At 64.3% G+C, this 14055-nt stretch carries 14 protein-coding genes; 9 read left to right on the top strand and 5 right to left on the bottom strand.

Annotation, left to right across the window (positions count from 1 at the left end; translation table 11 throughout):
• Positions 1 to 9 precede the first annotated feature (9 nt).
• Both ACNAOU_RS20705 and ACNAOU_RS20700 read left to right on the top strand, forming a co-directional pair.
• A complete protein-coding gene (locus tag ACNAOU_RS20705) occupies positions 10 to 1569 on the top strand; it encodes a dihydrolipoamide acetyltransferase family protein (protein ID WP_189076796.1) in 1560 nt (519 codons plus the stop codon).
• A 37-nt stretch (positions 1570 to 1606) separates the two neighbouring features.
• Positions 1607 to 2203, top strand: a complete 597-nt coding sequence (locus tag ACNAOU_RS20700) for a phosphatase PAP2 family protein (RefSeq protein WP_026267456.1) — start codon at positions 1607 to 1609, stop codon at positions 2201 to 2203.
• Positions 2204 to 2380: 177 nt separating this feature from the next.
• Here ACNAOU_RS20700 and ACNAOU_RS20695 read toward each other — a convergent pair whose 3' ends face one another.
• The 3 genes from ACNAOU_RS20695 to ACNAOU_RS20685 form a co-directional block, all read right to left on the bottom strand.
• Positions 2381 to 2692: a hypothetical protein gene (locus tag ACNAOU_RS20695; protein WP_018779837.1), complete on the bottom strand. Its 312-nt coding sequence runs from the start codon at positions 2690 to 2692 to the stop codon at positions 2381 to 2383.
• A gap of 172 nt (positions 2693 to 2864) precedes the next feature.
• Complete coding sequence (locus ACNAOU_RS20690) at positions 2865 to 3293, bottom strand: universal stress protein (protein ID WP_018779839.1); 429 nt, start codon at positions 3291 to 3293, stop codon at positions 2865 to 2867.
• Positions 3290 to 4597, bottom strand: coding sequence for a PLP-dependent aminotransferase family protein (locus ACNAOU_RS20685; protein ID WP_422757649.1), 1308 nt, complete (start codon positions 4595 to 4597; stop codon positions 3290 to 3292). Before ACNAOU_RS20685 ends, ACNAOU_RS20690 begins: the two co-directional genes overlap by 4 nt.
• A gap of 111 nt (positions 4598 to 4708) precedes the next feature.
• Here ACNAOU_RS20685 and ACNAOU_RS20680 point away from each other — a divergent pair, with 111 nt between their 5' ends.
• The 3 genes from ACNAOU_RS20680 to ACNAOU_RS20670 all read left to right on the top strand — a co-directional run bounded on the left by ACNAOU_RS20680 (position 4709) and on the right by ACNAOU_RS20670 (position 7217).
• Positions 4709 to 5557 (top strand): isocitrate lyase/PEP mutase family protein, encoded by an 849-nt coding sequence (locus tag ACNAOU_RS20680; RefSeq protein WP_055973546.1) that lies wholly within the window; start codon positions 4709 to 4711, stop codon positions 5555 to 5557.
• A 99-nt stretch (positions 5558 to 5656) separates the two neighbouring features.
• Positions 5657 to 6697 (top strand): hypothetical protein, encoded by a 1041-nt coding sequence (locus ACNAOU_RS20675; RefSeq protein ID WP_422757648.1) that lies wholly within the window; start codon positions 5657 to 5659, stop codon positions 6695 to 6697.
• Entirely contained in the window at positions 6678 to 7217 is a 540-nt protein-coding gene (locus ACNAOU_RS20670) for a hypothetical protein (protein WP_422757647.1), read from the top strand. Before ACNAOU_RS20675 ends, ACNAOU_RS20670 begins: the two co-directional genes overlap by 20 nt.
• A 35-nt stretch (positions 7218 to 7252) precedes the next feature.
• Here the strand turns inward: ACNAOU_RS20670 and ACNAOU_RS20665 are convergent, their stop codons facing one another.
• Both ACNAOU_RS20665 and ACNAOU_RS20660 read right to left on the bottom strand, forming a co-directional pair.
• Positions 7253 to 8113, bottom strand: a complete 861-nt coding sequence (locus tag ACNAOU_RS20665) for a GerMN domain-containing protein (RefSeq protein ID WP_422757646.1) — start codon at positions 8111 to 8113, stop codon at positions 7253 to 7255.
• 171 nt (positions 8114 to 8284) lie between these two features.
• A complete protein-coding gene (locus ACNAOU_RS20660) occupies positions 8285 to 8854 on the bottom strand; it encodes an NAD(P)H-dependent oxidoreductase (protein ID WP_018779846.1) in 570 nt (189 codons plus the stop codon).
• 123 nt (positions 8855 to 8977) lie between these two features.
• Here ACNAOU_RS20660 and ACNAOU_RS20655 point away from each other — a divergent pair, with 123 nt between their 5' ends.
• The 4 genes from ACNAOU_RS20655 to ACNAOU_RS20640 all read left to right on the top strand — a co-directional run bounded on the left by ACNAOU_RS20655 (position 8978) and on the right by ACNAOU_RS20640 (position 14012).
• Entirely contained in the window at positions 8978 to 9592 is a 615-nt protein-coding gene (locus ACNAOU_RS20655; RefSeq protein ID WP_055973619.1) for a TetR/AcrR family transcriptional regulator, read from the top strand.
• A 309-nt stretch (positions 9593 to 9901) separates the two neighbouring features.
• On the top strand, positions 9902 to 10885 hold the full coding sequence (locus ACNAOU_RS20650; protein WP_018779848.1) for an ABC transporter permease: 984 nt from the start codon (positions 9902 to 9904) through the stop codon (positions 10883 to 10885).
• A complete protein-coding gene (locus ACNAOU_RS20645; protein WP_018779849.1) occupies positions 10885 to 11853 on the top strand; it encodes an ABC transporter permease in 969 nt (322 codons plus the stop codon). The genes ACNAOU_RS20650 and ACNAOU_RS20645 overlap by 1 nt, the downstream gene beginning before the upstream one ends.
• Positions 11853 to 14012 carry a dipeptide ABC transporter ATP-binding protein gene (locus ACNAOU_RS20640; RefSeq protein WP_422757645.1) on the top strand — a complete coding sequence of 720 codons (2160 nt, stop codon included), beginning with the start codon at positions 11853 to 11855 and terminating at the stop codon, positions 14010 to 14012. The genes ACNAOU_RS20645 and ACNAOU_RS20640 overlap by 1 nt, the downstream gene beginning before the upstream one ends.
• The last annotated feature ends 43 nt before the right edge of the window (positions 14013 to 14055 follow it).

The raw sequence follows: 14055 nt of genomic DNA, 5'->3' as shown, positions 1-14055 counted from the left end.
AGGACCACTGTGACTGTAAAGAAATTCAACCTGCCGGACGTCGGAGAAGGCCTGACCGAGGCCGAGGTCGTTGCCTGGAAGGTCAAACCGGGCGACACCGTTGCGATCAACGACGTTCTCTGTGAGATCGAGACCGCCAAGTCCCTCGTTGAACTGCCGTCGCCCTTTGCCGGCACGGTCACGGAGTTGTTGGTGGAAGAAGGCATAACCGTGGAGGTGGGAACGGCGATCATCGCTGTCTCGGAAGGTCAGGACGGCGACGCCCAAGCCGCCCCCGACGCCCCGGCCCCTGCGGCGGTCGCCGAGGAAACCTTCACTCCCCTGTACGGCAAGCTCACCGCCGAGGCCGGCGAACAGCCCGCCGGCGGCCCCCTGGTCGGTTCGGGCCCCAAGGCCGACGCCGTCAAGCGCCGTGCCCGCAAACGCCCCGCCGGCGCTGTGGTTGAGGCTGCCGGAGTCGCCGAAAACGCTGAAGGAACCGTGCAGGACAACCAAGCGGTCCTGGCAGCGAAAGCAGCCGAAGCGCCGGTTTCGCAGCGCCCGACGCCGGCCCGCGCCGTCGTCGAACCCCTGCAGCAGGCGCCGGCAGCCCCGTCGGCGCAACCTTCTGCGCAGCAGCCCGCGGCCACCCGAGGCGCGGCTTTCGGCGGCACCATCAGCGGTTTGGTCAACAAAGTTCTGGCCAAGCCGCCGGTACGCAAGTTTGCCCGTGACCTTGGTATCGACCTCGCCGATGTCGTGGCCACGGGGCAACGCGGTGAAGTGACCCGTGAGGACCTGGTGAGTTACCAGGCCCAGCGCGACGCCGAGCTCGATCAGGCAGACACGTTCTGGGGCGCCTCGAGGAAGCCGCAGGAGCAGCGGGTCGAACGCGTGCCGGTCAAGGGCGTACGCAAAGCCACAGCCAAGGCCATGGTGGAATCCGCTTTCTCGGCGCCCCACGTCAGCATCTTTGTGGATGTCGACGCCAGCCGGACCATGGAGTTCGTCAAGCGGCTCAAGGTTTCGCGTGATTTTGAAGGCATTAAGGTCTCTCCGCTGCTCATCCTGGCCAAGGCCGTCATTTGGGCAGCAGCCCGAAACCCCAGCGTCAACGCCACCTGGGTTGAGGACGCTGACGGCAAGGGCGGGGCCGAGATCCAGATCAAGCACTTCATGAATCTGGGAATCGCCGCAGCTACCCCGCGCGGCCTCATGGTCCCGAACATCAAGGACGCCCAGGACCTTTCCCTCAAGGAACTTGCCCTGGCGCTCAATGAGCTGGCCACCAAGGCCCGCGCGGGAAAGACGCAGCCTGCCGAGATGCAGGGCGGTACTTTGACCATCACGAACATCGGTGCACTGGGAATCGATACCGGCACACCGATCATCAACCCGGGCGAAGTGGCGATCATTGCTTTCGGCACCATCAAGCAGAAGCCGTGGGTTCTGGATGGCGAAGTGATTCCGCGGTGGATTACCACCCTTGGCGGTTCCTTCGACCACCGGGTGGTCGACGGCGACTTGTCGGCGCGCTTCATGGCAGATGTTGCTGCCATTCTTGAGGAACCGGCGCTGCTGCTTGACTGAACAGAAGACAGAAGCGGGCCACACGCCGCCCCAGCTGGTGACAGGTCCGTGGCGGACCTTGGCCCGCGTCCTGACGGAGGTTTTCCAGCCACCGGCCGTTGTCCTGGTCCTGCTGCTGATCAGTCCTGCGATCGAGCCTGGATTCCCGGGAACCATGTGGTTCGGGCTGCTGGGAGCGTTTTTTGTTTGCGTGCTGCCACTGGCCTATGTCCTGGTGATGGTCAAGCTGGGCCGGATCACCGACCACCATGTCAGCGACCGGCGGCAGAGGCCGGCGTTGCTTCTGATGGCACTCATATCCGTGGTGCTTGGACTGTTCGTACTGCAGTTGCTGGGTGGGCCGGTCAGTGTGTCCGTGATGATCATCGCCCTGATCGGGGGCATCGCGGTTCTGGCTGTGGTCAGTGCTTTTTGGAAGATGAGCGGGCACGCTTCCGCACTGGCGGCGGCCGTGGTCATCGCTATCCTCATGTTCGGTCCCGCGTGGCTTCCGCTGCTGGTGCTCGTACCTGCCGTGGGCTGGTCGCGGCTCGTCCTTCGCGCCCATACCCTGGGGCAGGTCATAGCGGGATCATTGTTCGGCGGCATTGTGATTGCAGGCCTGTGGTGGCTGCTGCGGGAGCTCATGCTCTAGCAGCGCAGCCGCAGCCGTGGAGGCCGGTCCGCCACGAGCTCTGCGCCGTCGAATGTGGCAGTCCGGAAGCATCTGGCCAACTCCCCACTTGCTCGGCGCTGCCTGGCTGGCCGTGGGGCTAACGGTCTTCCTGGTCCGCCGCAGGCGGCCTGGTGCCCGGGAAGCCCCTGAATTCGGCTAGAACGCCGGGTAGTTCACCAGCAGTGCCTGGAGCTCGGTCGTCGACATGTGGTTGGCCAGCTCAACGCTGATACCCATGGCAACCGCCGCTACGGTGACCATCGCAACGCAGGCCAGGGAGAGGAAGCGCCAATCTTTGCGGAACACGCTGCCGATGGTCTCGGGCATCTCGAGGCCCGGAGTGATCATGTTCGGAGCGCTGTCCCAGGAGCCGTCATCGAGCATTGCGATGACCTGGTTGTTGGCGCGGTCGTAGCGCATGGTGCTGATGGTATTGCCGTGGCGGGCAAGCAGGATGTCGTGGCCCACGCGCTGGCGCGGCTGCAAGGTAAGCAAGAAAGTTCCCCTGAAATCGAGAAGTGGATGGCGGCTCACGCCATTGGGGGCATCTCGATTTTATAACGGTTCGGTTTGCTGACCGGCCTAAAATACGCCAAGCGCCGGGTGAGTCTCCCCACCCGGCGCAGTGATTCAGCTCGCTTTAGGGCTGGTCGGTCTTGGCGATGTACACATCGCAGGGGGCCGTGTGGGCTACCGTGTTGGCCACGCTGCCGAGGACGCGGCCCAGGCCCTGCATGCGTCGGTTGCCCACGACGATCAGGCGGGCGTCCTGCATCTCGGCCTCCTTGACCAAGGCCTCGCCCGGCTTGCCGCGGGCTGCGGAGTAGGTCACTTCGAGGCCTTCGTGAGCGAGGCGCTCGGCTACGGTGCGGGCTACGGTTTCGGCTTCGGCGGCGTCGGACACGATCCACTTGTCGGTGCCGATTTCAACCACCTCGGTCCGGTTGCTGTCGAAGGCGCTGACAACGCGCAGGCTGGCTCCCAGTCCGAGCGCCAGCTGCTGTGCTGCCTGCGCCGCCCTCATCGCCGTCTCGCTGCCGTCGACTCCTACAATCACAACTCCGGTCATTGTGCTGCTCCTTCAGTGGTGGCTTTGATGGCTTCTGCCAGGACAGGTGCCAGGCGTCGCACGCCTTCGGCAATGGTATCCGGCGGCACCGCGCTGAAGGCGAGGCGCAGTTTGTTGGAGGGGCCGTCGGCGGGCGAGAAGGCTGCGCCGGGGATGAAGACGACGCCGGCGTCGATCGCCTTTCCGAGGAGCGGATAGGTGTCCACGCCCTCGGGCAGGGTGACCCACACGAAGAAGCCGCCGGCCGGCCGGGTCCACGAAAGGCCCGCGGGCATGTACTCGTCCAGGGCGGACAGCAGGGCCTCGCAACGCTCGGAGTAGAGCGTCCGGTAGGTGTCGATCTGTCCCTGCCAGTCGTAATCGCGCAGGTAGGCCGAGACGATCATCTGGTTCAGCGGTGGCGGGCAGAGCGTTACGGCCTCGGAAGCTAGGTAGAAGCGCCGCTGCAGATGGGCGGGAACCAGCGCCCAGCCGATCCGCAGTCCGGGGGCGAAAATCTTGGAGAAGGACCCGAGGTAGATGACGTCGTCCGGGTTTGCTGCACGCATGGGGGCGATGGGGTGACCGTCAAAACGCAGGAGTCCGTAGGGGTTGTCCTCGAGGACGATAATATTTGCTTCGCGGCATATGTCGACGATGCGCTGCCGGCGTTCCTGGGCCAGTGTGATTCCGGAGGGGTTGTTGAAGTTGGGAATCGTGTAGAGGAACTTGATGTTCTTGCCCTCTGCCTGGAGCGCCGCGATCCTGGCCTCGAGAAGCTCCGGTACCAGGCCGTCGTCGTCCATTTCGATGGGTTCCACTTGGACCTGGTACGCCTCGAATGTGTTCAGGGCGCCCACGTAGGTGGGGTTTTCAACCAGGACCACATCTCCGGGGTTGCAGAAGACCTTGGTGGCGACATCCTGCGCGGACTGCGATCCGGCCGTGATGACGACGTTTTCGGGCCGGGCGTCGGTGATGCCTTCAGCGGCCATGATGTCGCAGATCTGCGCGCGCAGTTCTTCCGTGCCTTGGCCGCCGCCGTATTGCAGGGCGGTCATTCCTTCTTCGGCGATGATCCGCGCGGCAGTCTGGCCGAGCTTCTCCAAGGGCAGCGACTGCAGGTACGGGTTGCCTCCGGCGAGGGAGACAAGGCCCGGCTGCATGGAGATGTCGAAGACATCGCGGACAGCGGATTGCTTGATGTTGGCGGCCCGCGCGGAGAACAGTTCCTCGTGCGGGTGAGCAGCCGTGGCGGCCCGCTCGATGGCGTCGATGGCTTCAGCGGGCAGCGTTGCGCCGGCATCCAATGTTTCGTGGGTCACAGTCTCAGGATACTCCCCGATGTTGCTAATTAGGCAACACTTGTTTTCGAATCCGACATGCATTTTGAGGCCGAGCTTTACGCCACGGATGTGAGCGGTTGGAATGTAGCTATGACAGCGCACCGGGGATCCGTGACCAAGGCCGAACAGTTCCACAAACTCCACGACGCCGGGCCCACGCCGCTGGTGCTCGTGAATGTGTGGGACGCGGCCTCCGCCCGCGTCGTCCAGGAAGCCGGTGCGACGGCGATCGCCACCTCAAGCTCCGCCGTCTCCTGGAGCCTGGGCTTCCGGGATGGGGACCATGTGCCGTGGGGTTTGGCGATGGCCGCACTGGGCCGGGTGGTGGGCGCGACCACGCTGCCGGTCACGGCGGACATCGAAACGGGCTACGGACGTACCGATGACGAGCTCCGGGCCACGGTCCACGCCGTCCTGGACGCCGGGGCCGTAGGGATCAACATCGAAGACTCGGCTGCTGAGCCGCTCACCGATATCGATGAGCAATCGCGCCGGATCGCATTGATCCGCCTGGTCGCTGACGAGCGCGGGATCCCGTTGTTCATCAATGCCCGCACGGACACCTACCTTTCAGGCCGCTTCGCGGACACCGCCTACGAGGAAACCCTTCGCCGTGCCGAGTCGTACCTCACCGCAGGGGCCAGCGGCATCTTCGTGCCCGGCGTCGTTGATTTGCACGTCCTGCACCAACTTTCCAGCCAAATCCCGGCGCCGCTCAATGCGCTGGCTGGAGTTGGGGCGCCGTCGCCCCTTGAGCTGCATGACGCCGGTGTCCGTCGCGTCAGCATCGGCGGCAACACGGCCAAGGCGGCTTACGCCAAGGTGGCGCGAGTGGCCAAGGAGATTCTGGGGGACGGAAATTGGGCAGGTCTCGCCGGCACCCGCAGCCACGACGAAATGGATGCGTTATTCGAACAGGGTCCCAAATACAGCCTGTGAACCGGCATTAAGCGCACGACGACGGTGCCCGGCTTTAATGTCGGACCCCGCCGATAGCTTGGGAACAGAAAGAAGGCATCGCGGCGAAGGGAGGGGCGCATGGCACGGCGCAGTGTGCAGTTCTGGCGGATCGAGCAACTGAACGGCGCCGATCTCGTCCGTCCGTTCCCAGCGCGCCGCGTGGCCGAAGTCCTGATGAAGGCCCGGGAAGCCGGGACGGACAGACATTTCACCAGTGCGGACGGGACAGTGATGCTTGCCCAGGCGGTAGCAACATCGCCCTATCCGGTGCTGCTTCTCGACCGCGTCCGGGATACCAATCTGCCCAGTGTTGGCGATGCGCTGGGCAGGCGGAAGCCGTTGCCCCTGGGGCCCGGGGATCATTTGCTGGAAACCACCTACTTCGCCTTCCTCAAGCGCAACGTGATGGCTGTGCTCACTACTGGAAACGGACCCAGGGCGTCCAGGATGGGGGAGTACCTGGAGGGGATGCTGGGATTGGAACCCGTTCTGGTTCCCGTGGTGAGGGAAGACATCGAGGAAATCCTTGACCGGCTGGAGGTGAGCCGTTTCGAGTTTGCCCTGCCCGCCGAGCGTCTGTCGGGAAAGCTGATGGAAGGCGAATGGGCTGACGTTCTGGACAGTGCCTCGCGCCTGATGAACCAAGGAACCTTCCGGATCTCCCTGAGCGTCGGCAGGTCAGGAAGTGCCAATGACAAGCGGCGGATACGGGAGCGCATTCAACGGTTGATCGATCTTTTCCGCCAGGCAGGTTCCGTGGAGCATTTCGACTACGTGGTGGCGGAGGGAAAGGACTCCCTGACCGGTGACCGCGAGGTGGTGGACCTGCTGAAGGAGCGGTTCATCTCGCACATCGAAGTGGACCCGGATGTCTTCAACGACCCGCAGAAGTCCACCGCGGAGGCCATTGCGATCCTCAACAAGCAGGCCAGGGACAACGAGCCGTTCTTCGCCAGGACGTTGCCGGACGTCAAGGGAACTGCTGACTCCAGTCTGGTTCCGGACCTGGTCGCAGGCGGGATGGCCACCGTGCGTGCAGCTCTCGCCGCGGCAGTAGTGATAGCCGAAGGAGCCGGGGAGCCCCAGGACGGGTCGGGTCATGAGCTTGTACGAGGTTGATGTTGACCGCCCTGGCCGCCGCAGGCCGTTGTGGCGTTGGTTCCTGCTGCATCCAACAGCCGACTACCTGTGGGCTGCCTTGGCCCTCACCCTCTGGGTGGGCATCGCTGCCATGGCCGGACAACCTCTCTTGCTGGAACGTGTGGACCCCGGTGCGCGGCGGTCCTTGTTTCAAACCCTGGCCACCCTGGCCGGAGCCACGGCCGGGCTCACCCTCACGAGTGTCTCCATGCTGATCAATGTGCTGGGGAAAAAGTCTGCGCCGGGCCAGCGCGAGCTCCCGCTGGAGAGGCTGTCAGCTACCCACCGCCGCCAGATCGGCGAAGTGTTCCTGTTCGCCATTCCCGGGCTGGGACTTCTGGTGGTTGCATCGTTGATCACGGTTGTCCTTGAAGGGGACGCGCCGACGGGCCTGTGGATTCCCGAGGCTGTGGCCCTGCTGTTGACCTTCGCCTCAGTACTGGCTTTGTTGCGCGTTGCCTGGGCCCTCAGGCGGGTTCTGGCGATCGCGACGGCCTAACCGCGCCGCCAGACGCCACGTACGCAACGCAACCCTCAGCGCACGCTCAGTGCCTCCGTGAGGGTGCGTCCGTTGACGTAGATCTCGGCCCGCGACGCCCCCGTGGCCGATACAACGGTGTGGGTCAGCTGGGCCTGGATCCGGGGAATGTCGCAGACTCCGGCGGGTCGGAGTGATCCGCTGAGGTTCACCACAACCGTGGATCCACTCATGTAGCCGGAAAGAAATTTCAGCGAAGAGTCCGCGAGCGAGTCGTAGAGAGCAGCGTCGCTGTCCACGGGCATGCCGGCTTCCAGCAAGCGCCCCAGGGCCACGGACAAAGGATCGCCCGGAACTTCCACTCCACGTACCGGAACCAGGCTGTCGTTGCAGCCGAACCGCACGCCGCGCGCCCCGCCGTCGTCGATAGCGACGTAGTACACCGCCGGGCCGGAACCGCCGGAACCCACCGGGACTACCGTGGCCGTCGCTGATGGTTCGGGGGCGCTGGTGCCGGGTTCAGGCGAAGGCTCGACGGCGGGAAGCGGCGGGTTCGTAGCCGGTGGGCCGCTGGACGGAGCCGAAGAAGGGGCACGAGCAGCAGTCGCAGTGGCGTCAGGGGATGGTGCTGCAGGAGGCGGTGCCGCTGGGACGGCAACCGAGGGAATCCCCGCAGCCGAGGCAACGGCAGCAGGCGGGTCAGTGGACGGGGCAGGAGTCGCGGACAGGCTGGGTGCGGCAGGTGATGGCAGGGTGACCGTGGGGAGGGAGGTGCGCGTGGGTGACGTGACAGCTTCCGGGGCCGGGGTGCAGCCGGCCAACCAGAGCGCCAAACCGAGGCACGCAGCCGTGATCGCCGTCGTACTCCTGGTTCCCCGTCCGGCATGCATGACAGCCCCGCGCTCCTGTCCGTCCACCTGTACCTCCAACGTTAGGACGGGATCCCGGAGCGCGTAATGCCGCTATGGTGACGGTTCGGACAAGAGTTGATCACGCACCCCGGCGTCGACGGCCGGAAAGACGGACGGCCGGAAAGACGAATGCCCCCACCCCGCAAGAAGCGGAGCGGGGGCAGGGCAACCGGAAAACTAGGCTGCTGCTTCTTCGTCTTCTTGGGCGGCGGTCAGCGGCTCGAAGATGCCCTTGATCTGCTCTACGACCTCGGCGTCGTCCTTGGGGTGCAGTTCAGCGAAGCGGATCATGGACCCCGGGACGGCCAGCTTCACGTCTTCGAGGACCTTCGCGCCGGCAATGCCGACAGCCTTGCGGGCTTCGTCCTGTGCCCAGACTCCGCCGTACTGGCCGAAGGCGGTTCCGACGACGGCGGTCGGCTTGCCGGAGAGGGCGCCGGCGCCGAAGGGGCGGGACAGCCAGTCGATTGCATTCTTCAGCGAAGCGGGGACAGTGCCGTTGTGCTCGGGGGTGACCAGCAGGATGGTGTCGGCGTCGTTTGCTGCGGCGCGGAGGGCTGCGGCTTCGGCGGGAACCTGGCCTTCGACGTCGATGTCCTCGTTGTAGAACGGGATGTTGCCCAGGGAGTCGTGGATCTGGACGTCAACGTTCTCGGGCGCGTTCAGCTGGATGGCTTCGGCGAGCTTCTTGTTGTGGGAATCGGCGCGGAGGCTGCCGACGAGGGTCAGAACAGTGCTCTTGGACATGCTGTCTCCTTGTGTTTGGTCGGGTCTGTGGGAACCCGGCCTGCGGTTTCTGGGGCTTGGAGCCTTCACCGATACTAAACGGACTACGGTCCGGTTTCTATTCCCGGGTCTAGAATGTTTCTCGTGAGCTTCATCCCCCTCCAGCCTGACGCGCCCTTGGGGACGCCAGGACTGCCGCACGAACGCAGCGACGCCGCGCGGAACCGCGAGCGCTTGCTGTGCGCTGCCCGTGAGCTGGTGGACGAGTTCGGCGCCGACGCGCTGACCATGGACGCCCTCGCGTGCAAAGCGAAGGTGGGCAAGGGCACCGTCTTCCGGCGGTTTGGCAGCCGGGCCGGGCTCATGATGACCCTGCTCAGTGACGCCGAGTCCGAATTCCAGCGCGGCTTCATGTTCGGGCCTCCGCCGTTGGGCCCGGGCGCGTCGCCTGAAGACCGCTTGGTGGCTTTCGGTGAAGGGCGGATCTATTTCGTCCTGGAAAACGGTGAGCTTCTGAAGGCTGCCGGCGCGGCAACCCGCAACAGATTCGATGTCCCCGCGACGAAGCTTTCGCACCGGCACATGGAGGTCCTGCTGCGGGAGGCGGGCATCGCGGATCCCTGGGTTATGGCCATGTCCCTGACCTACGCCCTGGACCCTGAGCGGATCGTCGACGACGTGCGCGTTCGGGGCATTTCGCCGCGGCGCCTCACGGACTCCTGGCGTGAACTCATCACCCGGCTCCTGAAGACTACCTAGCCCGAAGTTCCCGCTGGGGTCCCGGCTTATGGCTTCCCAAGTGGCGTCTTCGCCGTTTTCGTGACGCAGCCTGCACATAACAATCTGGCTGCAGGCGCGAAACTGGCCGCCCGGAAGCAAAACGTGAAGCAGTTATTGTGGTAGTTTCCTCTTGAATGTGACGCATGCCATACAGGGCTGGTGATCACTGAAGGGGTGTGGGGGACACCAAGAACCCGCTGCATCAATTCGTAGCTGACGCCGGCCACAGCCGGGAACCGCGGAAGGACGAGCTTTGAGTTTTGCCACGATTCGGGGCAGCCACCCGACATGCTGAAATATCTGCTGAAGCGCTCAGGCATCTACCTGATCATGATCTTCCTGACCACCAGCGCCGGGTATTTCCTGGCCGTCTCATCGCTTAAACCGGCCGTCCTGGAACAAGAGAAGATCCCCCGGCCAACCCCTGAGCAGGTAGCTGCGTCTTTCCGTGGACTGGGCTTGGACCCGGACTTGAACCCTTGGGAACGCTACATCCAGTGGCTCGGTGGCATCGTCACCCGCTGGGACTGGGGCCGCAGCCCGAACGGCGCGTACGTCAACGCAGAGTTCGCGGACCGCGTCATGGTCTCCACCCGGTTGTTCATCGCCTCGATCATCCTGACGTTGATCATCGGAGTGGCGCTGGGCGTTTACTCCGCAGCACGGCAATACAAGTTCCAGGACCGCGCCATCACGTCCTACAGCTACTTGGTCCACATCCTTCCCGCGCCCATTGCCTACTTCCTGGTGCAGCTGGGTGCCATCAGCATCAATGAGGCTGTCGGCGAGCGCATCTTCTTCGTGACGGGAATTTCGACGCCGGGAATAGACCCGGGTTGGCCCGCTTTCGTTGACCTTGTGGCCCACTACGCCGTGCCCACCTTCGCGATGACCGTCTTCGGCTGGGCCGGTTACCAGATCGCCCAGCGGCAATACCTCCTGGACAACGTAAACGCAGACTTCGTCCGCACTGCCCGGGCCAAGGGGCTCACCCGCAACCAGGCCATCCGAAAGCATGCGTTGCGTGTCTCGTTCATCCCGGTGGCCCAGAGCATCGCATTCACCATTCCCGCCATCTTCACGGGCGGCTTCTTCGCCGAGGCCATCTTCGCCTGGCCGGGCATCGGCCTGTGGAGCATCCAGTCCATCGGCCTGCAGGACGTCAACGTTGCCACTGCCACGCTGGCCTATGGCTCAGTCATCTTCGCAATCGGCGCCATCCTGGCCGACTTCGCCACCACGCTGGTCGATCCACGAGTGAGGGTCCAGTAATGACAAACATCATTGACCCGATCGCCGAAATCGACGAGTCCCGTGTAGCCGACCAGGACGTGGTCATCGGCAAGTCCCGGATCATCTTCCGTCGCTTCATGCGGAACCGGACCGCCGTCGCCGGTTTGTTCATCTTCCTGGCGCTGTTCCTGTTCTCCCTGTTCGGCGGATTCCTGACTCCATGGGACAAGGACACCATCGATCCTTTGAACATCGGCATGGGTCCGTCGCCGGATCATCTCCTGGGCACCACGCAGGCCGGCATCGACCTCATGGCGCTCATAGTCGAGGGCACCAGGATCTCGATCTTCATCGGCCTGATCGTGGGCGGCGTGTCCGTCGTGATCTCGGCGGTCTACGGCTGCACCATGGCCTTCTTTGGCGGCAAGGTGGACGCCACCATGCTGTTCATCCTGGAGGCGCTCATCATGATGCCCGCCATCCTGGTAGTGGCGGTGGCCACCAGCGGCAGCGGCGGGCTCAAGAACCTTCCCAGCTGGCTGCTGCTGATCGTCGTCCTGCTGTTCTTCAGCTGGATGGGTACCGCCCGTCTGGTGCGCTCGTTGTCGATGTCGCTCATGCAGCGCGACTACGTCAAAGCCGCCAAGTACATGGGGGTCCCCTCCCGCCGCATCGTGTGGCGCCACCTGGTCCCGAACATCGGCTCCTTGCTGGTCCTCGACTTCACCCGAGGCATCACCGGTGCCGTGCTGGCCGAAGTGGCGTTCTCCTTCATCGGCATCGGCATCAAACTCCCTGACGTCAGCCTCGGTGTCCTGATCGGCCAGGCTACGGGCCAGGTGTCCTCCTTCCCGTGGATGTTCTGGGTCCCACTCACCGTCATGTTCCTGCTGACCGGTTCGCTGGCCATGATGAACGACGGACTCCGTGACGCCTTCGACCCCAGCTCCAGCTCCATCGGCCGGGCGAAGCGGACCAAGCCCCAGACTGCGAAGGTGGCCAACTGATGAGCACCAACACCACTCCCGCCGAGCGCCTCCGCGACGCCGGACTCTACGCCCCCGGCGACGCCGTCCTCAGCGTCCGCGACCTGAACGTCCGCTTCAACTCCGAGAACGGCGTGGTCCACGCTGTCCGAGGCGTCGACTTCGACCTCATGCCGGGCAAGACCCTGGGCATCGTGGGCGAATCCGGCTCCGGCAAGTCCGTGACGTCCATGGCCATCATGGGTCTCCTCCCCGAAACTGCTGACATCACAGGCTCCGTCCGCTACAAGGGCAAGGAACTCCTTGGCCTGAGCGACAAAGCAATGTGCAAGCACCGCGGCAGCGACATCGCCATGGTGTTCCAGGATCCGCTGTCCTCGCTGACGCCCGTCTACACAGTGGGCAACCAGATCATCGAGGCGCTGACGGTCCACAACCCGACCATGAGCAAGCAGGCCAAAGAAGCCCGCGCCGTCGACCTCTTGCGCATGGTGGGGATCCCGAGCCCCAAGGACAGGCTGAAGGCCTTCCCGCACGAGTTCTCCGGTGGTATGCGCCAGCGCGTCATGATCGCCATCGCGATCGCCAACGATCCGCGGGTACTCATCGCTGATGAACCCACGACGGCGCTCGACGTCACCATCCAGGCGCAGGTGCTCGAAGTCCTGCACACCGCGCAGGAGGAGACCGGCGCCGCCGTCGTCATGATCACGCACGACCTCGGCGTGGTCGCCGGCATGGCTGACGACATCGTGGTCATGTACGCGGGCAAGCCCGTGGAGACCGGCACTGTGGAGGACATCTACTACAACCCCCGGATGCCGTACACGCTGGGCCTGCTGGGTGCTGTCCCGCGCGTGGATACAGCCACCAAGCAGTCGCTGGTTCCCATCGAGGGGACCCCACCCAACCTCGCGTTGCCGGTGACGGGGTGCTCCTTCGCAGCCCGTTGCCCCATGGTCAGCGACGCCTGCCTGCACGGCGAGCCGGAGCTCATTTCAGTACCCGGATCCGAGACCGGGACGTTGGACCACAGGGCAGCCTGCATCAAGTCCGGCGAGCTTTCCGGCAATGCGGACGCGCACCGGATTTTCCATGCGCCGCCCAAACCGGTTTCCAAGTTCGACGGCGTTGCCCGCACCGAACGCGACAAGGTCCTGGAACTCAAGGACGTCAAGAAGCACTTCCCCCTGCTGAAGGGTGCTCTCATCAAACGGCGGATCGGCACGGTCAAGGCCGTGGACGGGCTCAGCTTCGACATCCGCGAGGGCGAGTGCGTCTCCATTGTGGGCGAGTCAGGCTGCGGCAAGACCACCACGCTGTTGGAAATCATGGAATTCCATCCGGACCAGGTGGGCGAAGTGGTCATCGGCGGTGTCAGCAACAAGGTAGCCACCGACCACAAGACCAAAATGGCCATGCGCAAGGAAATGCAGATGGTCTTCCAGGACCCCACGGGTGCCCTGGACCCACGCTTCACCGTGTACGAGGTCCTGGCCGAGCCCCTGGAGAACCTGGGAATGCCCAAGGCCGCCATCAGGAAACGCATCATGGAACTCATGAAGCTTGTGGGCCTGCAGCCTGACCACGTCAACCGCTTCCCCAACCAGTTCTCCGGCGGCCAGCGGCAACGCATCGGCATAGCCCGGGCGCTCGCAGTCAACCCCAAGCTGGTTGTCCTGGACGAGCCCGTGTCCGCGCTGGATGTGTCCGTCCAGGCCGGGGTCATCAACTTGCTGGACAAGCTCCGCGCCGAACTTGGCCTCAGCTACCTCATGGTCGCCCACGACCTCTCGGTCGTCCGCCATATCTCGGACCGGGTGGCCGTGATGTACCTGGGCAAGATCGTGGAAACCGGGAACGTGGACGACGTCTTCGACAACCCGCGGCACCCCTACACCCGGGCCCTGCTGTCCGCGATACCGGTTCCGGACCCGAACCTGGAACGTACCCGCGAACGCATCATCCTGCAGGGTGACCTGCCCAGCCCGCTTGATGCGCCCAAGGGTTGTAACTTCGCTACACGTTGCCCGGTGTTTGCCGCGCTACCTGCCGCAAAGCAGGAGAAGTGCCTTACTCTGGAGCCGCCACTGACTTCCGAGGCGGAGGGCGCGCAGGACTTTGCCTGCTTCTTCCCGGACGGAGAGCTGGATGCCGAGATGCTGGTGGTGCATGCCTGACGACATATGACGCATTGAATAAATCCCTGGTCTCAACTCGCAA

The organism is Paenarthrobacter sp. C1 (assembly GCF_049315185.1).
In the GTDB taxonomy this organism is placed as follows: domain Bacteria; phylum Actinomycetota; class Actinomycetes; order Actinomycetales; family Micrococcaceae; genus Arthrobacter; species Arthrobacter nicotinovorans.
This window is presented reverse-complemented; position numbering and strand designations above follow the sequence as displayed.